This window comes from Paracoccus stylophorae (assembly GCF_028553765.1).
Lineage (GTDB): Bacteria > Pseudomonadota > Alphaproteobacteria > Rhodobacterales > Rhodobacteraceae > Paracoccus > Paracoccus stylophorae.
On the sequence record NZ_CP067134.1, the window covers coordinates 1367440 to 1392133 of the forward strand.

At 64.4% G+C, this 24694-nt stretch carries 21 protein-coding genes and 3 pseudogenes; 6 read left to right on the forward strand and 18 right to left on the reverse strand.

All coding sequences use genetic code 11. From position 1 onward, the window contains the following. Positions 1-275 precede the first annotated feature (275 nt). The 11 genes from JHW45_RS06720 to JHW45_RS06770 all read right to left on the reverse strand — a co-directional run bounded on the left by JHW45_RS06720 (position 276) and on the right by JHW45_RS06770 (position 15177). Positions 276-2030 carry a PHA/PHB synthase family protein gene (locus JHW45_RS06720; RefSeq protein WP_272860127.1) on the reverse strand — a complete coding sequence of 585 codons (1755 nt, stop codon included), beginning with the start codon at positions 2028-2030 and terminating at the stop codon, positions 276-278. A gap of 83 nt (positions 2031-2113) precedes the next feature. Continuing rightward, positions 2114-2761 carry a LutC/YkgG family protein gene (locus JHW45_RS06725; RefSeq protein ID WP_272860128.1) on the reverse strand — a complete coding sequence of 216 codons (648 nt, stop codon included), beginning with the start codon at positions 2759-2761 and terminating at the stop codon, positions 2114-2116. Continuing rightward, a complete protein-coding gene (locus JHW45_RS06730; protein ID WP_272860129.1) occupies positions 2758-4191 on the reverse strand; it encodes a lactate utilization protein B in 1434 nt (477 codons plus the stop codon). Before JHW45_RS06730 ends, JHW45_RS06725 begins: the two co-directional genes overlap by 4 nt. Next, positions 4188-4964, reverse strand: a complete 777-nt coding sequence (locus tag JHW45_RS06735; RefSeq protein WP_272860130.1) for a (Fe-S)-binding protein — start codon at positions 4962-4964, stop codon at positions 4188-4190. The genes JHW45_RS06730 and JHW45_RS06735 overlap by 4 nt, the downstream gene beginning before the upstream one ends. Positions 4965-4971: 7 nt before the next feature. Beyond that, positions 4972-6717, reverse strand: a complete 1746-nt coding sequence (locus JHW45_RS06740) for an L-lactate permease (protein WP_272860131.1) — start codon at positions 6715-6717, stop codon at positions 4972-4974. A gap of 209 nt (positions 6718-6926) precedes the next feature. Further along, positions 6927-7391, reverse strand: coding sequence for a hypothetical protein (locus JHW45_RS06745; RefSeq protein WP_272860132.1), 465 nt, complete (start codon positions 7389-7391; stop codon positions 6927-6929). A gap of 65 nt (positions 7392-7456) precedes the next feature. Next, a complete protein-coding gene (gene lpdA, locus JHW45_RS06750) occupies positions 7457-9223 on the reverse strand; it encodes a dihydrolipoyl dehydrogenase (protein WP_272860133.1) in 1767 nt (588 codons plus the stop codon). A gap of 13 nt (positions 9224-9236) precedes the next feature. After that, a complete protein-coding gene (aceF, locus tag JHW45_RS06755; RefSeq protein ID WP_272860134.1) occupies positions 9237-10499 on the reverse strand; it encodes a dihydrolipoyllysine-residue acetyltransferase in 1263 nt (420 codons plus the stop codon). Positions 10500-10520: 21 nt separating this feature from the next. Continuing rightward, a complete protein-coding gene (aceE, locus tag JHW45_RS06760) occupies positions 10521-13175 on the reverse strand; it encodes a pyruvate dehydrogenase (acetyl-transferring), homodimeric type (RefSeq protein WP_272860135.1) in 2655 nt (884 codons plus the stop codon). A gap of 11 nt (positions 13176-13186) precedes the next feature. Next, complete coding sequence (phbB, locus tag JHW45_RS06765) at positions 13187-13912, reverse strand: acetoacetyl-CoA reductase (protein WP_272860136.1); 726 nt, start codon at positions 13910-13912, stop codon at positions 13187-13189. A 92-nt stretch (positions 13913-14004) separates the two neighbouring features. Next, complete coding sequence (locus JHW45_RS06770) at positions 14005-15177, reverse strand: acetyl-CoA C-acetyltransferase (protein WP_199257853.1); 1173 nt, start codon at positions 15175-15177, stop codon at positions 14005-14007. Positions 15178-15576: 399 nt separating this feature from the next. On the opposite strand from JHW45_RS06770, the gene JHW45_RS06775 reads away from it, so the two are divergent. Beyond that, on the forward strand, positions 15577-16485 hold the full coding sequence (locus tag JHW45_RS06775) for a FadR/GntR family transcriptional regulator (RefSeq protein ID WP_272860137.1): 909 nt from the start codon (positions 15577-15579) through the stop codon (positions 16483-16485). Between the two features lie 46 nt (positions 16486-16531). Here the strand turns inward: JHW45_RS06775 and JHW45_RS06780 are convergent. From JHW45_RS06780 to JHW45_RS06790, 3 pseudogenes are all read right to left on the reverse strand, one after another. Then, positions 16532-16801 (reverse strand): annotated as a pseudogene (locus tag JHW45_RS06780) (integrase core domain-containing protein); the annotation flags it as partial. Between the two features lie 316 nt (positions 16802-17117). Next, positions 17118-17354, reverse strand: a pseudogene (locus JHW45_RS06785) (transposase); the annotation flags it as partial. Between the two features lie 412 nt (positions 17355-17766). Then, positions 17767-18192 (reverse strand): annotated as a pseudogene (locus JHW45_RS06790) (hypothetical protein); the annotation flags it as partial. Between the two features lie 111 nt (positions 18193-18303). Between JHW45_RS06790 and JHW45_RS06795 the strand changes: the two are divergent. Both JHW45_RS06795 and JHW45_RS06800 read left to right on the forward strand, forming a co-directional pair. Further along, positions 18304-18528: a hypothetical protein gene (locus tag JHW45_RS06795; RefSeq protein WP_272860138.1), complete on the forward strand. Its 225-nt coding sequence runs from the start codon at positions 18304-18306 to the stop codon at positions 18526-18528. A gap of 90 nt (positions 18529-18618) precedes the next feature. Continuing rightward, positions 18619-19191, forward strand: a complete 573-nt coding sequence (locus tag JHW45_RS06800; protein ID WP_272860139.1) for a DUF3489 domain-containing protein — start codon at positions 18619-18621, stop codon at positions 19189-19191. 48 nt (positions 19192-19239) lie between these two features. Here the strand turns inward: JHW45_RS06800 and JHW45_RS06805 are convergent, their stop codons facing one another. Both JHW45_RS06805 and JHW45_RS17940 read right to left on the reverse strand, forming a co-directional pair. Continuing rightward, complete coding sequence (locus tag JHW45_RS06805) at positions 19240-19437, reverse strand: hypothetical protein (protein ID WP_165054615.1); 198 nt, start codon at positions 19435-19437, stop codon at positions 19240-19242. A gap of 44 nt (positions 19438-19481) precedes the next feature. Further along, positions 19482-19544: a hypothetical protein gene (locus tag JHW45_RS17940; RefSeq protein ID WP_419181858.1), complete on the reverse strand. Its 63-nt coding sequence runs from the start codon at positions 19542-19544 to the stop codon at positions 19482-19484. 149 nt (positions 19545-19693) lie between these two features. Here JHW45_RS17940 and JHW45_RS06810 point away from each other — a divergent pair, with 149 nt between their 5' ends. Genes JHW45_RS06810 through JHW45_RS06820 form a run of 3 tightly spaced genes read left to right on the forward strand, consistent with a single transcriptional unit; the run spans position 19694 to position 22904 of the window. Then, complete coding sequence (locus JHW45_RS06810) at positions 19694-20986, forward strand: tyrosine-type recombinase/integrase (protein WP_272857731.1); 1293 nt, start codon at positions 19694-19696, stop codon at positions 20984-20986. Beyond that, entirely contained in the window at positions 20980-21894 is a 915-nt protein-coding gene (locus JHW45_RS06815; RefSeq protein ID WP_272857732.1) for a tyrosine-type recombinase/integrase, read from the forward strand. The genes JHW45_RS06810 and JHW45_RS06815 overlap by 7 nt, the downstream gene beginning before the upstream one ends. Next, positions 21891-22904 (forward strand): tyrosine-type recombinase/integrase, encoded by a 1014-nt coding sequence (locus JHW45_RS06820; protein WP_272857733.1) that lies wholly within the window; start codon positions 21891-21893, stop codon positions 22902-22904. Before JHW45_RS06815 ends, JHW45_RS06820 begins: the two co-directional genes overlap by 4 nt. On the opposite strand, the gene JHW45_RS17945 is transcribed toward JHW45_RS06820, so the two are convergent. After that, the gene (locus JHW45_RS17945) at positions 22837-23157 is read right to left on the reverse strand and encodes a DUF7220 family protein (RefSeq protein WP_419181837.1); all 321 of its coding nucleotides are present in this window, start codon (positions 23155-23157) and stop codon (positions 22837-22839) included. The two genes, JHW45_RS06820 and JHW45_RS17945, sit on opposite strands and share 68 nt — an antisense overlap. 475 nt (positions 23158-23632) lie before the next feature. Further along, a complete protein-coding gene (locus JHW45_RS06825; RefSeq protein WP_272857729.1) occupies positions 23633-24664 on the reverse strand; it encodes an IS110 family RNA-guided transposase in 1032 nt (343 codons plus the stop codon). Positions 24665-24694 lie beyond the last annotated feature (30 nt).

Below are 24694 nucleotides of genomic sequence, written 5' to 3' on the forward strand. Positions count from 1 at the left end.
GGCGAACAGAACCAGGGGCGTCGCAGCCAGCGCGAGCAGCCCGAGCCCCGCTGCGAAGACAAGGTTCGCCGCCTTGAAGGGCGAGAGGTGATTGGCCCGACCGGCTCGATCCGGGTGTCGGCGAGCCAAGCGTTGAGATCGGCTCCGCTGAGCTTGGCCGTTTCGATCAGGGTGTAGGGCGGAAAGATGGAGAAACCAGCAGCCGTCAAGCATCTCTGCATAGGGTCACGCCGTCGCGCTTACCCCCAAACGATCTCGACCAAAGCTGAAGGTGATTATCCCGCCCGCACATAGCTGCCGGGTGCCGGCTCGATCGGTTTCAGCGCTCCGCTACCAGGCACATAGGCCGGAACCTTCTTGCCCTTGCTGTGGCTTTCGATCCACTCCGCCCAGTTCGGCCACCACGACCCCTGATGCGCCTCGGCCTTGGTCAGCCAGTCCTGCGGATCGGCCGGATAGGCAGCCGCGCTGGTCCAGAACCCGTATTTCGGCCGTTTTGCCGGCGGGTTGATCACCCCCGCGATATGCCCCGATCCGCCCAGAACAAAGGTCGTGTCACCGCCCAGCAAGCCGGTCGTCGGATAGATCGAGTTCCAGGGCGCGATGTGATCCTCTTTCGTCGCAACGACATAGAAGGGAATATCGATCTTGCCGATGTCGATGGGCAGGCCGTCCATGGTCAGGTGCCCGGCCTTGCGCAAGCCGTTCTCGATATAGATCTTTTCCAGATACCACAGCAGCATGGCCGCCGGCAGGCGGGTGCTGTCGCCGTTCCAGAACAGCAGATCGAAGGCGGGCGGCTTGCGGCCCATCAGGTAATTCATCACGTGGAAGGACCAGATCAGGTCATTTTCCCGGATCATCGAGAACATGTCCTGCAGATGGTGGTTTTCCAGATAGCCCTTTTCGGCCATGTGTTCGCGCAGAACCTGCAGCCGGTCGCGGTCGATGAAAACGCCGATCTCGCCCACATCGGTGAAATCGACCATCGTGGCCAGCGTCGTCGCGGTCTTGACCCGCTTGTCGCCCTTGGCCGCCATATAGGCCAGCGTCGCCGTCACCAGAATCCCGCCGATGCAGAAGCCGAGAATGTCGAACTCGTCCTCGCCGGTCGCATCGGTGATCGCGTCCAGCGCGGTCAGCGGGCCAAGGCGCATGTAATCCTCGAAGCTCAGCGCCGCGTGCTGCTTGGTCGGGTTGACCCATGAAATCAGGAAAACGCTGTGGCCCTGCTCCAGCATATAGCGGACAAGGCTGTTTTCGGGCTTCATGTCGAAGATATAGTATTTGTTGATCCAGGGCGGCACGAACAGCAGCGGGCGCTTGAACTGGGTCTTGGTCAGCGGTTCGTAGTGGATCAACTGGATCAATTCGTTCTGATAGATCACCTGCCCCGGCGTCGTGGCCAGATCGCGCCCGACCTCGAAGGCCTCGCGGTCGGTCATGTTGATGTCCAGCCGCCCGTCGCCGCGTTCCAGATCGTCCAGAAGGTTGCGGAACCCGTCCAGCAGGCTGCGGCCATCGGTTTCAAGGAAACGCTCACGCGCGGCGGGGTTCAACGCAAGATAATTGCTGGGCGACAGCGCGCTGAGCAACTGCCGGGTATAGAACCGCACGCGCAGGCTGTCCTTGTCACCCTTGGGCAGGGTCTCGATCAGGCGGTCGGCGGCGCCTTCGATGGCCAGATGCACGTCGCGCAGGCCACGGCTGACCGGATCGCTGGTCCAGCGGCCATCGCGGAAGCGGCGGTCCTTGCTGTCCTCGCCCTCGCCCGTCCATGCGCCTGCCCAGGCCTTGGCGCTGTTGGACCACAGATCGATCTGGAACTGCGCCAGCGCAAACGGGTTCTGCGCCAGCTTCATCCCCACGCGAGCATAGGCCTGCGCCACGGTCCCCGAATCCAGCACCGAGAATTCATTGCCCGTCGCTTTGGCCAGGGCACTGGCGCTGCTGCGCTGCGCAAGCTCCTGCGCCCGTTGCATCAGGCTGGCAAATTCTGCGGTCTGTTCGGCAATTTTGCTTCGGTCCATTCCGGGTCTCCTTGGGGGTAGACAGGACGACCGGCTCTGCTGGCAACGGCCGGCGGTGGTGGGGACTGGCAACCGGCAGGTTGTCAGTCTGTGCTTGCAACAAGGATCACATGCAGGAAGCCCGGCCCATGCGCCCCGCGCACATAGCTCCCCTCGATATCGGTCGTGCCGCTGGGTCCGGTGATCAGGATCGCGTTGCGCGGATGGGGCCGATCGGCCAGCTGCGCAGCATAGTCCTCGAGATGGGACAGGATATCGGATTCCTGCAGCACCACGATATGATGGAGGGGCAGGAAAGACAGCAAGATCGGCGTATCGGCGCCCGAATGCACGATCAAGGACCCGCTTTCGGCGATACCCCAAAGCGCCTTTCCGAGCGCTGCCGGCTGGTCCGGGGCAAGAGTGGTGCCGGTGTCAAGGCCCGTCCAGTCGAGTGCGGTCAGCGCCGGCGTCGGTTCCACGGCCAGGGACAGTGACAGGCCGTGTCCCGACAGATAGCGCCGCACAGCGTCGGGAACGGCTTCCATGCCGCCAACGCGGTCAATCGTCGTGCCGATCGCCTCAGCCTTCAGGATGAAGGCATCGAACAGCCCCTCAGCGACCAGTCGGGGGCGGCTGGTGTCGGGATCGGCCAGCAGGGCCTTGGCCTCGGCGGAGATGGCGTCGGGCGCCGGGCGTTCCTGTGGCAGGGCGGCGCGGATCGCGGACAGGATGCGGTCGCGGGCGGTCATGGGCGGCTCCCCTTGTGTGCCTGCTGGGCGCGATACTGTTCCATGAAGGTGCGGCCCGCCGGGCGCGGCAGGTCGCGATGGGCCGTCCAGCCGCCCGCCAGCGGCAGGCGCGCGATCCAGCCTCCCTTGCCGAACAACCGGAGGGCCCGCACGCCGATCCGGCTGGCCAGCCCGTAAAGACCGGGACGCCGGGCCAGAAAGGCCCAGATACCGATGCCGGCGCGAAGGCTTCCCGGTTCCAGCTTTTCTCGCCAACTGCGGATCCGCCAGGCGCGCAGCAGCGTGGGTATGGGAATCTCGACCGGGCAGACTTCGGCGCAGCGGCCGTTCATGGTGCAGGCATTGGGCAGGTCGCGTGAACCGGCAAGCCCGTTCAGCACTGGTGTCAGAACCGAACCCATCGGTCCGGGATAGGTGCCGCCATAGGCGTGCCCGCCGATCTGGCGATAGACCACGCAATGGTTCATGCAGGCCCCGCAGCGGATGCAGCGCAGCATCTCGCGGAACTCGTTGTCCAGCATTCTGGTGCGGCCGTTGTCCACCAGCACGATGTGCATCTCCTCGGGACCATCGGCATCGCCAGGACGTTTGGGTCCGCAGTGGAATGTCGTGTATTGCGTCAGTTCGCCGCCCGTGGCCGACCGCACCAGCAGACGCAGCAGGGACAGGGCATGGGCGGTGGTGGGCACGATCTTTTCGATTCCCGCCGTGACGATATGGATGCGAGGCGGCGTGGTGGTCAGTTCGGCATTGCCTTCGTTCGTGACCGTGCAGGTGGCGCCGGTATCGGCCACCAGGAAGTTCGCCCCCGAAATGCCGATATCGGCGCCCAGGAACTTGGCGCGCAATTCGCGCCGCGCGCTTTGCACCATGGTGGCGGGATCGTCGGCGGCGGGCGGCGGGTGATGCGCGACCTTGAACAGTTCGGCCACCTGTTCGCGGGTGCGGTGCATCGCGGGCCAGACAATGTGCGACGGAGCCTCTCCGGCAAGCTGGATGATGTGTTCGGCCAGGTCGGTCTCGACCCGCTCGATCCCGGCATCGGCCAAGGCATGCGGCAGGCCGATTTCCTCGCCCAACATGGATTTCGACCGCGTCACCAGCCTGGCGTTGGCATCCAGGCAGATGCGGGTGATGATCGCGCGCGCCTCGGCATCGTCCGACGCCCAGTGGACCGTCGCCCCGGCTGCGGTGGCGTTGCGCTCGAACTGCTCAAGATAATGATCCAGATGGGCGATCACGTGATCCTTGATCGCGCGGCCACGGGCGCGGGCGGCCTGGAATTCGGGAAACGCCGCCACCGCCACCGCGCGCTTGCGTTCGGCGGTGCCGGTGGTGCGGTCGATGGCGATCTTCAGCGTCCGGTCCGCCAGTGCCGACTTGGCACGGTCCTTGAACGAAACCTGCACGGCTGCCCCTGATGCGCTCATGGTTTCCGGCCCTCCTCGCCGATGGCGGGACCGTCGGCCCGGCCCGCCAGAACCTCGATGGTGTGGAAACAGCGCGTCCTTGCGCCCCGGCGGTTCAGCTTGCCTGCCATGTTCATCAGGCATCCCAGATCTCCCGCCAGAAGCAGGTCGGCCTCGGTGCGCTCGATCGCCTCAGCCTTTTCGGTGACGATCGCGTTCGAGATGTCGGAATACTTGACGCAGAACGTGCCGCCAAAGCCGCAGCAGACATCATTGCCTTCCAATCCCCGCATCTCCAGGCCCGCGACCTCGGCCAGAAGCGCACGGGGTTGCGCGGCGATGCCCAGTTCGCGCAGCCCTGCGCAACTGTCGTGGTAGGTGGCCGTCGCTGACAGGCGACGGCCCTTTGGCCGAAAACCCATCACATCAACCAGGAAACTGGTGATCTCGTGCGTTCTCGCGGCGAGGATCCGGGCGCGGGGCGCCCAGACCGGATCTTTGGCCAACAGGTCCGGATAGCCGTGCACGATGGTTCCCGCACAGGATCCCGAGGGCAGCACAATATAGTCGAAGCCCTCGAAAGCAGCGATGGTCTGTCGCGCCAGTGCTGCTGCATCCTTTTCGTCTCCGCTGTTCAAGGCCGGTTGCCCGCAACAGGTCTGTGCCTGCGGCACCTCGACCCGGCATCCGGCCTCCTCCAGAAGCTGGATGGCGGAAAACCCGATGCTGGGGCGGATTGCATCCACGAGACAGGTCACGAAAAGGCCGACGCGGGGATTTGGTTGTCCGGACATGACGACCTCAGCGTGTTTGGGTGGCGGAAACAGCCCCGCGATTGCGCGACATCAGGAACAGCACGGCGGCCGGCCAGATCAGCACGGCGATCCACCACAGGTTCGGCCCGCCCGCCAGGATAGCAAGACCAAGAAAGCCGCCCTGGACGATATAATAGAACATCGGGATCAGGGTCATGCGGATGATTTCGCCCTCGCGGTCCACAAGTCCCACCGTGGCCGAGGCTGCCACCACGTTGTGCACGCAGATCATATTGCCTGCCGCACCGCCGATGGCCTGCAGCGCAACAACCAATCCGGCCCCGGCCGCGCCCAGACCGATCTGTTCAGCGGTCGAGAACTGGAACAACGAGAACATCATGTTCGAAATCGTGTTCGATCCGGCGACGAAGGCGCCCATCGACCCGATCAGTGGCGCGAACATCGGCCAGGCACTGCCGACCACGGCCGAGACGCTTTCGGCGAGCACGATCGGCATCGACGCCATCGTGTCCGAGGCAGAGTTGATGAACACCTGCACCATCGGCACCGCCAACAGCAGTGCCGGGGCCGCCGCGATCATTGTCAATCCCGACGTACGCAATGCCTTGCCGTAATCGGCCGGACGCATTCGATGGAACAGGAAGGTGAACAGCGAAGCGAGGATCAGCACCGTTCCAGGCAGATACAGCCATTGCACGCGGGCATTGATGCCCGACCCGAACAGATCATCGAAGGCCATGGTCCGTTCCGGGGCGGTCAGCCAGGCCTTGAAATCGGGAATCGTGCGCGTCGCGACCAGCAGAAGAACCACGAATATGTAGGGCGCCCAGGCCTTGAGCAACGACATCATCTCAAGCCCGGCACGGTGATCCTCCAGATCTTCCAGCTTGCCGACCCATTTTCCGTCCCACTGTTCGCGGGGCGGAAAGTCGAAGACCTCCTTCGGGATCAGGAAGCCGGCCCGTGCGGCGGGAACGACGATCAGCAGCCCGATGATGCCGCCCACCAGGGACGGAAATTCCGGGCCAAGCAGGCTGGCAATGATCCAGTACGGAACGGTGAAGGCAAGCCCGGCGAACAGCGCGAATTTCCAGATGCGGAACCCTTCGGTGAAGGACCGCCGGGAACCGAAGAACCGCGTCATCATGCCGATCATGATCAACGGGATCAGAAAGCCGATCAGGCCATGCAGCGTGGCAACCTTGACAGCAATCTCGACCAGATAGTCAGCGAAGGCCATCGGTGTGATGGTCTGTTCGACAATCGCCTGACCCGAAAGCCCGGTATTGACACCGACAAGAATCGGCGTGCCGACTGCCCCGAATGACACAGGCGTGGACTGGATGATCAGCGATACCAGCACCGCTGCCATGGCCGGAAAGCCGATGGCAACCAGCAGTGGCGCAGCGATGGCCGCGGGCGTGCCAAACCCGGACGCCCCCTCGATCAGCGATCCGAACAACCAGGCGATGATGATCGCCTGTACCCGCCGGTCAGGCGAAATGCTGGTGAACCCTGCCCGGATCGACCGGATGCCGCCGCTTTCCTCTAGCGTGTAGAGCATCAGGATCGCGCCGAATATAATGTAGAGCAAGCTGACTGCGGTCAAGGCACCGTTCACGGTGGCGCCAAGAATCTTGTTGAGGTCCGTGCCCCAGACCAAAAGCGCGGTCGCGGCCGTGACCAGATAGGCAACGCCCATCGAAAGCTTGGCCGAACGCGCCAGAACCACCAGCAGCAGGAACACTGTGGCGATTGGCAGCAGGGCCATGACGAATGTGAAAACTTGGGGCATCTTTCCTCCTCCGAAGCGTCGGGCCAATCCGGCCCTTTGGGGGTCTGTTACAACGCAGCCGATATTCTCGGGCTTGCCGGATCCGCGGCGCACCATGGTCTGGGTCGAATGGTGATCACCAGCAGGAGCGCGCTGATGCTCTTGTGCGCGTCGCGGTACAGGATGGGGTCACCCGACCTCGTCGCTCAAGCGCCGCGCAAGTCCTTGACGGCCGCATCCACCTCACCTGCAAACCGTTTCTGAGTTTCGGTCATCGCCACCAGAGATTCCTCCGAAAGCCGCTGCATCAGCGCGACAGCCTTGTCGACCGCGTCCGAAAGAACCTTGATATTGTTCCCAGACGCCTCGGAGCGGACGGATGTGTCGAACCGCTTCATGCTGTCTGTTGCAGCAGCCGTCATGTCGTCGAAAATCCGGAACTGACGCTCGATCTGCAACCGGTAGAGGGATCTTGCGTGCTCGTTGGCACTGGCCAAGGCATCCAGCCGTTTCTGCCACATCTTCAGCATCAAGGCGGGATCGAGGCCGTCAACATTCTGACGGCGGAACGAGTCCGCCATGCCCTGAGAGTTCATGAACGGAAAAAGGAATGTCGGATCAAACGCCTTGAGCGCTTCATTGAAATCCATGGCGGGCTTCTTGTCGGTCATAGCAGGCTCCTGTTGCTGTGCTGACGGAAGGCATCGGGCGATCCGATGTGGCCGCCCGATCACGGTCAGTGACGCTTCTTCGGCGGCATCAGGTCGGTGATCGTGCCCTCGAACATTTCGGCAGCAAAGTTCACCGTCTCACTCAGAGTAGGATGCGGGTGGATCGTGTGGCCAAGGTCGACCGCATCGGCTCCCATCTCGATGGCCAAGGCCACCTCGGCGATCAGATCGCCGGCGTTCGGGCCGACGATGGCAGCGCCGATGACGCGTTGATCGGTTTCGTCGAAGATCAGCTTGGTGATGCCCTCGGACCGGCCAATTGAAAGCGACCGTCCAGAGGCAGCCCAGGGGAAAACGCCCTTGCCGACCTTCAGTCCACTGGCCTTGGCCTGGGCTTCCGTCACGCCGACCCAGGCAACTTCGGGGTCGGTGTAGGCGACCGAGGGAATCACGCGGGCGTCGAAGTGGCGGTTGTGCCCGGCCGCGACCTCGGCTGCGACCTTGCCTTCATGGACTGCCTTGTGCGCCAGCATCGGCTGGCCCACCACGTCGCCGATGGCGAAGATATGGGGAACATTGGTACGCTGCTGGCTGTCCACGGCGATGAATCCGCGGTCGTCCACGGCCACGCCCGCGGCGCCGGCGTTCAGCATCTTGCCGTTGGGCCGACGCCCGACCGACACAAGGATCTTGTCGAAGCGATCGGTGGTGGTGCCGCCCTTGTCGTCCTCGAAGGTGACGGTCAGCCCGTCCTCGTCGGCCGAGACCGCCGTGACCTTGGTCTTGAGCAGGATCTTCTCGTATCGGGCCTCGATCCGCTTATGCAGGGGCTTGACGATGTCCTTGTCGGCGCCGGGGATGATCTGGTCCATCAGTTCCACGACCGTTACGCTGGACCCCAGCGCGTCATAGACGCAGGCCATTTCCAGCCCGATGATGCCGCCGCCCAGAACCAGAAGGCGTGCGGGCACGCCTTCTAGTTCCAGCGCGCCGGTGGAATCGATCACGCGGTGATCGTCATGGGGAATGAACGGCAGCTTCACGGGTTCGGACCCGGCGGCGATGATGCACTGGTCGAAGCTGACCGTGGATTTCGCCCCGTCGATGTCGACCGCGATCATGTTGGGTCCGGCAAAGGTGCCAAAGCCGGTCACGACCTGAACCTTGCGGCCCTTTGCCAGACCGCTGAGACCGCCCGTCAACTGCGTGACGACCGAGTTCTTCCAGCCGCGCAGCGCATCGAGATCCACCTCGGGCGGCGAGAAGCGCAGGCCATGATGGCCCATCTCCTCGGCTTCCGAGATGACCTTGGCTGCGTGCAGCAGAGCCTTGGACGGAATGCAGCCGACGTTCAGGCAGACCCCACCCAGCGTTGGATAGCGTTCGATCAGCACGACCTTCTTGCCCAGGTCGGCCGCGCGGAACGCCGCCGTATAGCCGCCCGGACCTGAACCGAGCACGACCACCTCGGCATGGATGTCGCCGCGCGCCGAAGCGGACAGCGCTGCCGGGACGGGCTGAGCTGCGGCCGGGCTGCTGTCACGACCGCCGCTGCTGTCCTTGCGCGGCTCCTCCTTGCCCTTGGCGGGTTCGGCGGCGGCGCCGGCGGCGTCCAGCGTCAGGATCACCGATCCTTCGGAGACCCGATCGCCTTCCTTGACCGAGATCGCGGTGATCCGGCCTGCGGTGGGGCTGGGCACCTCCATCGTCGCCTTGTCGGATTCCAGTTCGATAAGCGGCTGCTCCTCGGCAACCTCGTCGCCCACGGCGACCAAGAGGGTGATGACCGGCACGTCCTTGAAGTCGCCGATGTCGGGAACCTTGACTTCCATCTGCGGCGTCCTCCTAGAGCATGATCCGGCGCACGTCGCCGAGCAGGTGTTTCAGCGTGGCGGCGAAGCGGGCGGCCAGCGCCCCATCGATTGCCCGGTGATCATAGCTCAGCGACATCGGCAGCATGTTGCGGGCCACGAACTGCTGCCCGTCCCAGACCGGCGCCATCTTCGAGCGCGTCAACCCGAGGATCGCCACCTCGGGCGCGTTCACGATGGGGGTGAAGGCGGTCCCCCCGATGCCCCCCAGCGACGAGATGGTGAAGGTCGCGCCCTGCATGTCCTGCGACTTCAGCTCACCGGCGCGGGCCTTGCCGCTCAGCTCGCCCAGCTCCTTCGAGATCTCGACGATGCCCTTGCGGTCGGCGTCCTTGATGACCGGCACCACCAGCCCGTTCGGCGTGTCGGCGGCAAAGCCGATGTTGTAGTAGGACTTGCGGATCAGCTTGTCGCCGTCGGGGTGAATCGACGAGTTGAACTCCCAGTGCTTGCGCAGCGCCGAGACGCTGGCCTTGATGACGAAGGACAGCAGCGTGACGCGGTAGCCGTCCTTCTTCGCGTCGTCGTCCAGTTCCTTGCGGTACTGGTCGATCTCGGTGATGTCGGCCTCTTCCTGGTGGGTGACATGCGGGATGTTCAGCCAGGACCGGTGCAGCGCCGGGCCGGACAGCTTCTTGATCCGCGCCATCTCGACATTCTCGATGGGGCCGAACTTCGAGAAGTCGATGACCGGGATCGGCGGGATCCCCATGCCGCCCGAGACGGCGCCGCCCGCCGCCGCCGCCGGAGCGGCGCTGGACTTGAGGAAGGCGGTGACGTCCTCGCGCAGGATGCGGCCCTTGCGGCCGGTGCCGTTCACCTTGGCGAGGTCGATGCCGAGCTGCCGGGCGAAGGCGCGGACCGAGGGCGAGGCGTGCGCCTTGCCGAAGCCGCTGTCGGTGACGGCCGGCGCCGCAGCCGGGCTGGCGGCCGTCGCTGCCGCGGGCGCGGCGGCCGGGGCCGGCGCGGCCGCCGCGGCCGGGGCGGGGGCAGCGCCCGCGGCGTCGCCCTCGACCGTCAGGATCAGTGCCCCTTCCGAGACCCGGTCGCCCTCCTTCACCGCGATCGCGGCGATCGTGCCGGCCACGGGGCTGGGTACCTCCATCGTGGCCTTGTCCGATTCAAGCTCGATCAGCGGGTCTTCCTTGGCGACGCTGTCGCCCACCTTCACCAGGATGCTGATCACCGGCACGTCCGAAAAGTCGCCGATGTCGGGAACATTCACTTCGATAGCCATTCTGCGTCTCCTCGTCCCTTGTCACACCAGCCGGGGATTGGGCTTGTCCCCGTCGATCTCGTATTTCTGCAGCGCCGCGGTGAGCGTCGCCTCGTCGATCGCGCCCTCGCGGAACAGGTCCACCATGGCGGCGGCGGCGATGTGGTTGGCGTCCACCTCGAAGAACCGGCGCAGGTTCACCCGGCTGTCCGAGCGTCCGAAGCCGTCCGTGCCCAGCACCGTGAACCGTCCCGGCACGAAGGCGCGGATCTGCTCGGCATAGTTCTTCATGTAGTCGGTGGCGGCGATGATCGGTCCGGTCGCGCGGGACAGGGCCTGCGTGACATAGGGCACGCGCGGCTCGGCCAGCGGGTTCAGCCGGTTCCACCGCGCCGCGTCCTGGCCGTCGCGGGCCAGCTCGTTCAGGCTGGTCGCCGACCAGATGTCGGCGGTCACGCCAAAGTCGGCCTGCAGCATGTCGGCGGCCTTCAGCGCCTGCATCAGGATCGTGCCCGACCCCAGCAGGTTGACGTGTTTCGCCCCCGGCTTCTTCGTCTCGCGGAAGCGGTAGAGGCCGCGGACGATGCCTTCCTCGCAGCCGGCGGGCATGTCGGGATGGGCGTAGTTCTCGTTCATCAGGGTGATGTAGAAATAGACATCCTCCTGATCCTCGTACATCCGCTTCAGCCCGTTCTGGACGATCACCGCGACCTCGTGCTGGAAGGTCGGGTCATAGCTGACGCAGTTCGGGATCGTGCCGGCCAGGATGTGGCTGTGCCCGTCCTCGTGCTGCAGCCCCTCGCCGTTCAGGGTGGTGCGTCCCGCGGTGCCGCCCAGCATGAAGCCCCGGGCGCGGCTGTCGCCGGCGGCCCAGGCCAGATCGCCGATGCGCTGGAACCCGAACATCGAGTAGTAGACGAAGAACGGGATCATCGGCACGCCGTGGTTCGAATAGGACGTCGCCGCCGCGATCCAGTCGGCCATGGCGCCGGCCTCGTTGATCCCCTCCTGCAGCACCTGCCCGTCCACCGACTCGCGATAGTAGGACATCTGCTCGCGGTCCTCGGGCGTGTAGTTCTGGCCCTGCGGGTTGTAGATGCCGACCGAGCGGAACAGCCCCTCCATCCCGAAGGTGCGGCTTTCGTCGGGGACGATGGGGACGACGTGGCGGCCCAGCTCCTTGTCGCGGATCAGCGTGGTCAGGACCCGCACGAAGGCCATCGTGGTCGAGATCTCGCGGTCGCCGGTCGAGGTCAGCTGCGCCTTGAACGCCTCCAGCGGCGGAGCCGTCAGCCGCGGGGACTGCGACTGGCGCTGCGGGAACGCCCCGCCGAGCGCGCGGCGCCGGTCCTCGAGATAGGCCTTCTGGGCATTGTTCAGCGTGACGAAGGGCGCCTTGGGCAGATCCTCGTCGCTGACCGGGATCTTGAATCGGTCGCGGAAGGCGCGCAGCTGGTCCTCGGCCAGCTTCTTCTGCTGGTGGGTGATGTTCTGGCCCTCGCCGGCGGTGCCCATGCCGTAGCCCTTGATCGTCTTGATCAGCAGGCAGCTTGGCTGGCCCTGGGTGTCCACGGCGCGGCGGAAGGCGGTATAGACCTTCTCGGGGTCATGGCCGCCTCGGTTCAGCGACCAGATCTGCTCGTCGGTCCAGTCCTCGACCAGCGCCGCCGTCTCGGGGTACTTGCCGAAGAAATGCTTGCGGATATAGGCGCCGTCCTTCGACTTGAAGGTCTGGTAGTCGCCGTCCACCGTTTCGTCCATCAGCTGCCGCAGCCGGCCGGTGGTGTCGTTCTCGAGCAGCTCGTCCCAGCCCTTGCCCCACAGCAGCTTGACGACGTTCCAGCCGGCGCCACGGAAGTTGCCCTCCAGCTCCTGCACGATCTTGCCGTTGCCGCGCACCGGGCCGTCCAGACGCTGCAGGTTGCAGTTGATCACGAAGATCAGGTTGTCCAGCCCCTCGCGCGCGGCCAGGTCGATGGCACCGCGGCTTTCCGGCTCGTCCATCTCTCCGTCGCCCAGGAAACACCAGACCTTGCGGTCGGCCATATCGATCAGCCCGCGATTGTGCATGTATTTCATGAACCGCGCCTGATAGATCGCCATCAGCGGGCCAAGTCCCATGCTGACGGTCGGGAACTGCCAATAGTCCGGCATCAGCCAGGGATGGGGATAGGACGACAGCCCCTCGCCCCCGACCTCGGACCGGAAGTTCAGCATCTGCTCTTCGGTGATCCGCCCCTCCATGAACGACCGGGCATAGATCCCCGGCACGACATGGCCCTGGAAGAAGACCAGATCGCCGCCGTGAATCGCCGACCGCGCGCGCCAGAAGTGGTTCAGCCCGACATCATACATCACCGCCGAGGAGGCGAAGGATGCGATATGCCCGCCGTATTCGCTGGATTCCTTGTTGCGGCGCACGACCGTCGCCATGGCGTTCCAGCGGTTGATGGTGCGGATGCGCCATTCCATGTCCAGATCGCCCGGAAACTCATACTGATCGTCCACGGGGATCGTGTTCTGGTAAGGGGTCGTTGCAGAGAACGGCAGCGTTGCCCCGGCGGCGCGGGCCTGTGCGACGGCTCTATCGAGAAGGAAATGAGCCCTGTTGGGGCCATCGCGTTCAATCACGTCGGCAATGGCGTCCTGCCATTCGCGGGATTCGATCGGGTCGATATCGGGACCGAGGTCTCTCATGGGTGTTTCCCTCAAACGAAGAACTGGCCGCCATTGGCGGAGATGGTGGAACCGGTGATGAAGCCCGCGTCGTCGGACGCCAGGAACACCACGGTGCGCGCGATCTCCTCGGGCTCGCCCAGACGGCCGACCGGGATCTGCGGGATGATGCGTTCGTTCAGGACCTTTTCGTCGATGGCCTTGACCATCTCGGTCGCGATATAGCCGGGGCAGATCGCGTTCACGGTGATGCCCGCCCGGGCGCCTTCCTGGGCCAGGGCCTTGGTAAAGCCCAGGTCGCCCGCCTTGGCGGCGGAATAGTTCGCCTGGCCGGCCTGGCCCTTTTGTCCGTTGATCGAGCTGATGTTGATGATGCGGCCGAACTTGCGGTCGCGCATCCCCGACCAGACCGGGTGGGTCATGTTGAAGAGGCCGGTCAGGTTGGTGTCGACGACCTCTTTCCACTGCTGCGGGGTCATCTTGTGGAACATCGCGTCGCGGGTGATGCCGGCGTTGTTGACCAGCACGGCGATCGGGCCCAGCTCGGCCTCGATCTGCTTGATGCCTTCCGCACAGGCGTCATAGTCGGCGACCGACCATTTGTAGGTCTTGATGCCGGTTTCCTCGGTGAATGCCTTTGCGGCGTCGTCGTTGCCGGCATAGGTGGCGGCGACGGTGTATCCCGCCTCCATCAGTGCCCTGGAAATTGCCGCGCCGATGCCGCGCGACCCCCCGGTAACAAGTGCAACCTTGGACATGAATCCCTCCCTTTTCAAGAATTTGCCGTCCCCGAAATATTGCTACAAGGATGGCCAAACGTGCGCAATGATATTGCGCACGTTTTCCTGCCTTACCGTTCCAGGCACATGGCGACGCCCATGCCGCCCCCGATGCACAGCGTGGCAAGGCCCTTTTTCGCGTCGCGCCGCTTCATCTCGAACAGCAGGGTGTTCAGGACGCGTGCGCCCGATGCGCCGATCGGGTGGCCGATGGCGATGGCGCCGCCGTTCACGTTCACGATCTCGGGGTCCCAGCCCATGTCCTTGTTGACGGCACAAGCCTGGGCGGCAAAGGCTTCGTTCGCCTCGACGAGATCCAGGTCGCCCACGGACCAGCCCGCCTTTTCCAGTGCCTTGCGGCTGGCCGGGATCGGGCCGGTGCCCATGATCGCCGGGTCAAGCCCTGCCGTTGACCAGGATGCGATGCGCGCCAGGGGGGTCAGGCCGCGGCGGCTGGCCTCGTCCTCGGTCATGACCATCACCGCCGCCGCGCCGTCGTTCAGGCCGGACGCATTGCCCGCCGTGACCGTGCCGTCCTTGGAAAACGCCGGGCGCAGCTTCTGCATGGCGTCGATGGTGGCGCCGTGACGGATGTATTCGTCCTTGTCCACGACCGTGTCGCCCTTGCGGGTCTTGACCGTGAAGGCCACGATCTCGTCATCAAAGCGGCCCGCCTTTTGCGCGGCCTCGGCCTTGTTCTGCGAAGCAAGCGCGAATTCGTCCTGCTGGTCGCGACTGATCTGCCATTTCTGGGCGACGTTTTCGGCCGTGGTTCCCATGTGATAGTTGTTGAAGGCATCCCACAGGCCGTCGCGGATCATGGTGTCGATGAACTGCATGTCACCCATCTTCTGGCCCGCACGCAGATAGGCCGCATGGGTGGACATCGACATGCTTTCCTGGCCGCCCGCCAGCACCACCGTGGCATCGCCCGTCGTTACCTGCTGGGCGGCCAAGGCAACGGCCCGCAGTCCAGACCCGCAGACTTGGTTCAGAAGCCAGGCCGAGGATTCGGCCGGCAGGCCCGCGTTGATATGCGCCTGTCGCGCCGGGTTCTGGCCCTGGCCCGCGGTCAGGACCTGGCCCAGGATCGTTTCGGAAACTTCGGCCGGGTCGATCCCGGCCCGGGACACGACTTCCTGCAGGACCGCTGCGCCCAGGTCATGCGCGGGGATATTGGCGAACGATCCCAGAAAGCTGCCGACGGGAGTGCGTGCGGCGGCAACGATTACGGCTTTGGTCATAGCATCGATCCTTTTCCTAAGGTCGTTTGAAAGGCGCTCAGTTTGCTGTGGAAGTGCCATCGGCAGAACAAAGCAACGCGGCTCGACATAGCCGATTTGATGGCCCCTCGCCCGAAAAGTCAGCGGCGCGGCACCGTGGACAGGCATGGCGGAGACGACCCGAGCGACTGACCGGCCAAGCAGGCCTGCGGTCCGGCCCGACCGCCTCGTGCTGCAGCATGGACGCCCCCTCCCAGAGTTGGTTCGGAGCGCTCAGCGTCCCGCCTACGTCATAACAGGTATATAAACTTTACCACTTATCCTAGTCAACAAGTTTATTTACCTTTAGATCAGGCGCCGTGAAAAGTGATCGTCGGTTGACGCAGCGTGCTCGGCAGTGTGAGGTTCACCGGATACCCCATGGATATCAAGAAAATACTGATTTTCAGTCAAAAAAATACACGACTGGAGAAGATGCTGTCCTTGAAATCAGACTCCGGTGAGGTAAATAATATTGATGTCTGTCTATCGGCACCCCTAAGGAGCTCGCCGCCCATGATTGCTGCGGAAATTTTTGAGCCGATTGATCACGAATCAGTCGTCGATACGGTTGTCGGCAAGGTTGAAACGATGATCGTCGATGGGGTTCTGAAGGACGGTGCTCGTTTGCCGTCGGAGCGCGAAATGGCCGACGCCTTCGGGGTGTCGCGGCCAAAGCTGCGTGAAGCGCTGCAGACGCTCGAGGCTCGCGGCCTCGTTCATGTCCGCCACGGTGACGGAACTTATATTGCCGAACTGACCGGCAGGGCCATGTCGCCGGCCATGTTGGCGCTTTATTCGCGCCATGGCGAAGCCTTTCACGACTATCTCGAATACCGGCGCGAGCAGGAAGCCTTCGCGACCCGCCTTGCCGCGCAGCGCGCGACAGCTGCGGACAAGGAGCGTCTGTCTGCGATCAGGGAAGAACTCGAAGCGGCCTGGCTTGGTCAGGACGCAGAGGCGGAAAGCGAAGCTGATTTCCGGCTTCACCATGCTGTGGTCGATGCCAGCCACAACACAACGCTGATCCACATGATGGCGTCGGTCTATGACCTGACACGTCGCGGAATCTTCTACAATCATGACCTTCTCCGCAGTATCGATGACAGCGGACGCAAGCTTCTCGATCAACACATAGAGATCATTGAGTCGGTTCTGTCCGCTGATCCTGTACGTGCCGAGGAGGCTGCGCGCGACCACATGGGCTATGTCGAGGAATCGATACGTCGCGGTCGGGAGCTGCAGCGACGAGAGCAGCGCGCTCGAATGCGATTCAAGACTGGGGTCTGAGTGAGCTGGCAATCCCCCCATATTCTATGGGGTGCATTCGTAGAACTTACGCGGCCGTTTTCAGTTTCATTGCGGGTGTGATGCCGCCGATGCCCATGTTCGGGTGGTCGTTGTTGTATGTCCAGAGCCATTCCGTCGCGTGATCCTGTGCCTCCTCGATGGTTTCGATGATGTATTGGTCGAGCCATTCATGCCGGATGGTGTGGTTGCAGCGCTCGATATAGGCGTTCTGTTGCGGCTGGCCGGGTTGGATGTGCTGGATGGTGATGCCCTGTTTCTCGGCCCAGATCAGCAGCTTGCCACTGATGTATTCTGGGTCGTAGCGTGTTGGGAACAACACGCCATGACCGGGCTCAGATCTCTATGGTGGTTTTGCGAACCACACCATCAACAAGTTGAAACGACGCAGCGCGACATGAAAACTGCCAACAAGGTCATGCCGAAAATGGGTGTGCAAAGGCGTCGCTTGCGAAACCGAAGGCCCACCATCCAACGTAAGCGTGACGCCGTCCCCCTCCTGCCGCTGGTGATCTGATCTGGTTATTCTCCGCGCACATTCGCGTTGGAGGCTTGGGCTTGGGACGAGACGGCGAAGTGGGCGTCTGTCGCGTTGCCCTTTAATCGGGTCATCCTCAATATGTGTGGTGGAGCGGAAGCATTCGAGCCCTGAGCAAGTTCGGGCCGGCCCGACCGTACATCGCACGCTTCAAGGTCTTCAGTCGGTTGATCTGGCTTTCGGCTTGACCATTGCTCCAATGCATTTCGATCGCATTCCTGACCGCATCAAAGTCCCTGTGTAAGGTGCGGGCGAACCGCACGATGGGCGCAAGGTCAGTTTCGGTCGCGTCGTCGATCCAGGCAGGAAGCGGGTCGCCGGCACGCCAAAACTCGTCCCAGAATAGGGCAGCCGAACTCTGACTTCGTTTTCGCACCCGAGCCGCTTGTCGATTTCGAGCAGGGTGATCAGCTCGCCAAAGACTTTGGAGATATTGGCCCGGTTGATCTCGTCGATGATGAGGACATGCCGCCGCGCACTGGCCACCGGCCGCTCGGCATTAGGATCGATCACCACCGATTCCAACGCATCCCAATCGATCCTGTTCGGATCGAGGCGATAGGCCGACTGACGGCGGAAGTTCCGGGCGTAGAAAGGTGCGCGCTCCGCTCCGTTGTCGTCCCGCCAGATCCATTCAACGCTGCGACGATGCGGATGGAAGTCGGCGTCGGCGTCAAAATAATATTCGCCGGTTACGCGTCCGAAGGCGCGATAACTGTCACGGCCACCCACGCGTCCCGTTCCTCCCGTGCGAGCCGGAACACCAGCGCCAGCGCGCGGGCCCGCTCGATCAACTCCCCCTTCAGCTTCTGGAGCCGGATGCGCCGCTCCTGCGCCTTCAGCACCTCGTTCGCGGTCTTCGCCTGCAGGAAGGTCGTCCCGCCGCCGACGGCGGGGACTGCCAGCCCCTGTTCGCGCAGCGTGTCGCCGACAGCGGCCACCGCCGCCTCGGGAACGGGTTTGAGCTTCGGCGCGGGCGCCCTGCGGGTCTTGGACGGGTCCGTCGTCTCGGCACGTCGGGCGTCGCTGGCGGCCGCGTTGATGCTGCCATCGGGATAGAGGACCAGCCGCTCGGCCGTCTTCGCCTTCTGGATCGCGCCCCGCGACAGCCCGACATGCGCGGCGTACTGGCGCTCGCTCATGCCCTGCATCGACGGCTCCGATTCTCATTCAGATTCATGTGCTTATCGAGTTGATAAGCCTCCGCGACGGAGCGAACGTCACTCCAACGAAGCGATGCAACTCACCAAGGAGCCACCAAGATGACCCGCCGCGCGACTGACAACCCGAAAGCCCTCGACGCCTTCATCGCCGCGAAGACCGAGATCGACGCGATGCTGGAGCGGCTCGCCGCGCTGAGCGCAGACCATTTCGAGACCCACCCCGACGAGATCAACTGGGGCCATGTCGGCACCCTGAACCACTACCGCGCCAAGTTGCGCGAGATCACCGACATGGCCTTCAGCGAAGGCGAACACGCCGCGTGAGACGACCCGCTCCCGGTCCCGCCCGCCGACTGGCGGGCTCGACCTCGTAGAAGGGCCCGCATCCCGCGCGCCCCGATACGGGAGACGACGATGACCCAGCTTTCCGACACCCAAGCCCTGATCCTGAGCGCCGCCGCCCAGCGGACCGAGCACATCGCCCTGCCGCTGCCCGAGAGCCTGCGCGGCGGGGCCGCCGCCAAGGTGGTCGGCGCGATGCTTGCCAAGGGTTTCCTGCATGAGGTCGACGCCGACATGCGCAAGGGCGAGCTCGTCTGGCGCGAGACCGGCGACGGCCATGGCGTCACGCTGGTCGCCACCGATGCAGGGCTCGCCGCCATCGGCATCGAGCCCGAGGACACCAAGACCGCGCCTGTGGGCGCGACGGACGCGCCGACCAAGGAGCCCGCACCGGACACCCCCAACGAACCGGAGGCCGCGCCCAAGACGCGCACGCCGCGCGAGGGCACCAAGCAGGCCACCCTGATCGCCATGCTGCGCGCGCCGGACGGCGCGACCATCGAGGAGACCAGCGCCGCGACAGGCTGGCAGTCACACACCGTGCGGGGCGCGATGGCCGGGGCCCTTAAGAAGAAGCTCGGGCTCGAGGTGACATCCGAGAAAGTCGAGGGGCGCGGACGGGTCTACAGGCTTCCGGCAGCCTGACTCCGTGAGACGATTGCTACGCCGCCGCCCCAACCGGGCGGCGGTTTTTCATTGCCACGACAGCAAATCACGGGCGGCGGCCTGCAGGATATCCTGCGCCATGCGGGGCTCGCATGTGTAGATGCCGCCCGGTTCAGGTTCGCCGACATGCTCCGCAAACCAGTCCCGTCCCTCGTCCGAAATCGGACGCAGGACGACGATGGTTCCGTGATCGTTGATCTCGATATGTTGCCAGCCTTCGGACATGCACCAATGCTACCAGCGGGATAGCCGATCCGCCAGCAGCCGCATCAGGCCCGCCGCAGCCGTTCGAACAGTCGCCGCAGGACGTAGGACCGCGCGATGCTCACCACGGTTTATGCTGAGCGCAGGATTATGCGGAGTCGTCCGGGCGTTGGTGTCGCAAGTATCTGACCCGCATTTGTTTTCCTGCCTGCATCGGTCGGCATAATCGGATTGTCCTTCGTGTGGCGCCGCAGTGGCGCCTTTCACGGAGGACAACATGAACGAACTCAACGCGCCGGTCACACGGCGACGCCTTCTGGATGCAGGACCGCACCAAGCCCTGGTTGACGATTATGCCCGGTATCTTGCCGCAACCGGGCTTTCGCACGTTTCGGTTCGGATCCATCGGGGCTCCGCCCTGCATTTCCTGGCCTGGAGCGTCCAGAGCGGCATCGCGCTGGATCATGCCGGGCAGGATATCGTGGCGCGGTTCGCTGCGCATGATTGCCAGTGCCATTCGTCGCCGCGCTCGCTCGGGCAGTACTACATCAACCGGGTCGATGGCTTCGTGCGCTACCTCGCGGCGCGGGGTACTCTGCCGCCGCAGCCTGTGGCCGAGGCACCGGCGGTGGACCACAACGTTGCGGACTGGCTCGATGCGCAGGCCCGGCAGCGCGGGTTGGCAACGGTCACCATCGCGCGGCACAGTCGGATGCTGGCGCAGATCCTGCCGCTGATCGGCAGCGACCCATCGCGTTACACGCCCCGGATTATCCGCGACGGTTTGATCGAACACGCCCGGACGGCGCGGTCCGTGCATTATCCGAAGATGGTGGCAAGCGCGCTGCGCCTGTATCTGCGCCACCTTGCGCAGCGCGGGGTCGCCGCGCCCGGCCTTGACCGTGCGGTTCCCACGGCAAAGACTTGGCGACTGGCGAGCCTGCCGCGCTATCTGGAGCCGGACGCGGTCGAGCGGCTGATCGCGTCCTGCGATCCCGAGACCCCGGGCGGCCGCCGTGACCGGGCGATCCTTCTGCTGCTGGCCCGCTTGGGGCTTCGGGCGCGCGATGTGGCAGAGCTGCGCCTGGCCGATATCGACTGGCGTGCGGGGAACATAGCTGTCTGCGGCAAAGGTCGCCGGGAAGTCCGGTTGCCATTGCCGCAGGATGCAGGCGACGCCCTGATTGCCTGGCTGAGCGGGGCGCGGCCAGCCGCCTCGGGCGATACTGTATTCTCGCGGCTCTTGCCGCCCTTCGATCCCATCAGTTCCGGCGTAGTCGGCGGTGTGGTGCGCCGGGCGGTCGGTCGGGCCGGCATCGAGAATGCGCCCTCGCGCGGCAGCCATCTGCTCAGGCACTCGGCCGCCATCGCGATGCTGCGCGGCGGCGCCACGCTGGACGCCATCGCCACCGTGCTGCGGCACCGGTCGACCGACACCACGGCGCATTACGCGAAGGTGGATGTCTCCATGCTGGGGGACGTGGCGCAAGGCTGGCCGACCGACGGACCGGCATGCCCAGTGGCACCACCGCTCTTCGGCCTGGTCTGGCCGGAGGGCGCGCCATGCTGAGCCGCGACCTCGACGACTACATCGCGCTGCAACGGGCCCGCGGGTTGAAGTTCACGACCCAGCCCTGTCTGCTCAGGAGCTTCGTGGCTGCGGCCACCTTGGCAGGCGATACGCATGTGACGACCGCCCGCGTGCTCGACTGGGCGGTGCGGACGACATCCGACGTACAGGCGCGCAATCGCCTGGCCGTTGTCCGGCGCTTTGCCGAACATCTGGCCGTCGCCGACCCGGCACACGAGGTCCCGCCCGCCGATGCCCTCGGGCGCTGGCGCTTCGAACGGCGGATGCCGCACATCTATACGGGCGACGAGATTGCCGCGCTGATGATGGCAGCCCGGCGGCTCGGTCCTCCGGGTTCGATCCGGGGCGAGACGCTGGCCACGGCGATCGGCCTTCTGGCGGCAACAGGCCTGCGTGTCTCCGAGGCGCTCGGACTCGACACGAGGGACATGACGTCCGAGGGGCTGGTGATCCGCGAGACCAAGTTCCGCAAGAACCGCCTCGTCCCCTTGCATCCCACCGCACGGACGGCGCTTAAGTGCTACATGCGGCGGCGTGCGCAGGTCCGGGGCGCGGGCGATGCACTGTTCGTGAACGACCACGGCCGACGGCCGTCCTATGTCACGATTTACGCGCTCTTCCTGCGGATCGGCCGCGAGACCGGCATCCGCGGCTTGCCCGGCGAGAAAGGGCCACGGCTCCACGACCTGCGCCACACCTTCGCGGTGCGCTCGCTCGAGGCCTGCGACGGCGACCGCCGCGCGATCTCGCGGCACATGCTGGCGCTGGCCACTTACCTTGGCCATGCCGATCCCAGCCACACCTGGTGGTATCTGCAGGCGACGCCGACGCTGATGAGGCATATTGCCGATGCGGGCGAGGCCCTGATGGCGGAGGGTATGGCATGACGCCCCTCGCTCCGCATCTGTCCGCCTTTCTGCGCGACCACCTGCCGCGCGAACGCGGCGCCTCGCAACATACCATCGCATCCTATGCGCATTGTTACCGGCTGCTTCTGAGCTTCGCGGCCGAGCGACGAAAGACGAGGCCCAGCAGGATCGTCATCGAGGATCTCGATGCGACCCTGATCTGCGCCTTCCTGGATCATCTCGAGGCGGAGCGGTCCAACACGGCCCGCAGCCGCAATGCCCGGCTCGCGGCGATCCATTCGCTGTTCCGCTACGTCGAGTATCGCGTGCCCGCTTGCCTCGATCAGGCGCGGCGGATCCACGCGATCCCGATGAAGCGCAGCGCGCAGCCGCTGGTGGGTTACCTGACGCGGGCCGAGATGCAGGCCCTGTTTGCCGCCCCCGATCTGCAAACGGCCGCGGGGCTGCGTGATCAGGCCATGCTGCATCTTGCCTTCGCGGCGGGCTTGCGGGTCTCGGAACTGACCGGCCTCCGGTTGGACCAGTTCGACGATGCCGCGTTGCCCAGCCTGCATGTGATCGGAAAGGGGCGACGTGAACGCATCCTGCCGCTCTGGCAGGACACGGCCCGCGCCGTCCGGCGCTGGATTGCGGTGCGCCCGAAATCGGCCGACCCGCAGTTGTTCCTGAATGCCGCCGGTCGCATGATGACGCGATCGGGGTTCGAATACATCCTGCGAAAACACGCCGCCGCTGCGGCGAAGGCGGCCCCCTCGATCGCGGCCAAGCGGGTGACACCGCATGTCCTGCGCCACAGTTGCGCCATGCACACGCTGCAAGCCACCGGAGATGTGCGCAAGGTCTCGCTCTGGCTTGGCCATGCCAGCGTCCAGACCACCGAGATGTACCTGCGCGCTGATCCAACAGAAAAGCTCGAAGCGCTGACCGCCATGGGGCCGCCAACCCTGCAACGCGGCCGCTTCACCGTGCCGGACAAGCTGATGGCAATGCTGTCCGACGCCGGTAACGGCCGTAATTATGCGGAGTGAACTCCGCCGAAAAACACCGTGGCGTCGGGTATCGGCGCCGCGGACTCCGCATAATCCTGCGCTCAGCATAAACTGTGTTATGCCGAGCTCGGCATAACACCGTGAACACCGCGCCCATCTTCAGGTTCTGCGCCAGCGTCGTGTGCAGCCCGAAGACCGGGAAGATCAGGATCTGCGTGACGACCGCGACGCCGTAGCCGACGACCACGTTGGCGACGGCCTCGACCAGCGACATGGCCCGGCATTGTTTCATCGCGCCCCCTCATCCATCGGCCAGCAATTGAGCTGCGAGAGTTCGGAGCGCATGCGCAGCGACCAGCGGGACCACTCCATTGCCACAGAGGCGAAGCCGGTCCACCCGGTGGGCCAGCCCATCAGCGCCTCGACGAACTGCGGGTTCAAGGTTCGGGGCGTGTCGCAGGAACGCCCGCCAGCCGTCGGCGTCACCAGGACCTTGTGTGGATGCCGCCCGGTTTGCAAGTTGATTTGCCTTGTTCTGAGTTTCTGATCGAGTGCGTGCTTGTGTCAGGCCTGATAGTGCGGCCTTTCACGCGCCGCCGGCCGGTATGGTGATCCGCGGGCCAGGTCCAAATCTGGCGGGCGAGCGAGTGGCTCTGTGTCCTGGACTGGTTTTCCTGACCCTGATCTGTTCGATCATTTTCCCATGAAGTTTGGCACCTCTCCCTACATCCTCGGCGTACCGGTTTCAGATGATGGTCGTCGCGGTATCACGCCGCCATCAACTGCCCCGGATCTCGATAATCCTCCTTGCGCGTCAGCATCGCCCAGATGCCACGAGCCATCTTGTTTGCCAGTGCGACTGCCACGAGCATTCGCGGCTTCGTCGCCAGCATACGCGCCAGCCATGTCCCCGGACGGGCGCCTTTCTGACTTGTCCACCGCACCACGGCCATCGCGCCGATGATCAGCAATCGCCGAATGTCTTGCTGGCCCATCTTCGACGTTCGACCGAGCCGCTGTTTGCCCCCGGTCGAGTTCTGCCGGGGCACGAGACCCAGCCAAGCGGCGAAGTTTCGGCCGCAGCCGAAGGTTTCCATCGGCGGCGCGAAGGTTTCGATAGCCAGAGCGCCGATCGGCCCGATGCCCGGCATTGTCTGCAATCTGCGGGTCGTGTCCGCCGTGCGGGCCAGTTCGCCCATCCGCTTCGTCAGCGCATTTATCCGGGCGGTTTGAGCGGAGATTTGTGAGAGCAGATCAAGGCAGGTCTCGCGCGCCAGCAGCGGAATATCCGTATTTTCATCATCAAGAATTTCCGCGATGCGCGGAAGATTGTGGATCCCCTGTGGTGCCACATACCCAAATTCGTAGAGATGCGAACGCAGCGCGTTCACCAGCTCGGTTCGTTGCTTCAGAAGTTGCTCACGGGTCCGGAACACGACGGCGCGGGCCTGCTGTTCTGCACTCTTGACCTCGACGAACCGCATCGTCGGACGGGTTGCCGCCTCGACAATCGCCTCGGCGTCGGCCGCGTCGTTTTTCTGCCGCTTGATGAACGGCTTCACGTAGCGCGCCGAGATCAGCCGCGCTTCATGGCCCAGTCGCACAAGTTCACGCGCCCAGAAATGTGCCCCGCCGCAGGCCTCCATGACAACGGTGCAATGCGGCTGCTCCGACATGAAACGGTGAAACTGTGGTCGGCTGAGCTTCTTGCGAAACAGAACGGTCCCGTCCGCCGATGACCCGTGCAATTGAAAGCTGTGCTTTGCAAGATCGACCCCGACGATGATACCTTTTTCCATGGATGCCTCCTTTTCCTCTCGTGGAACCAA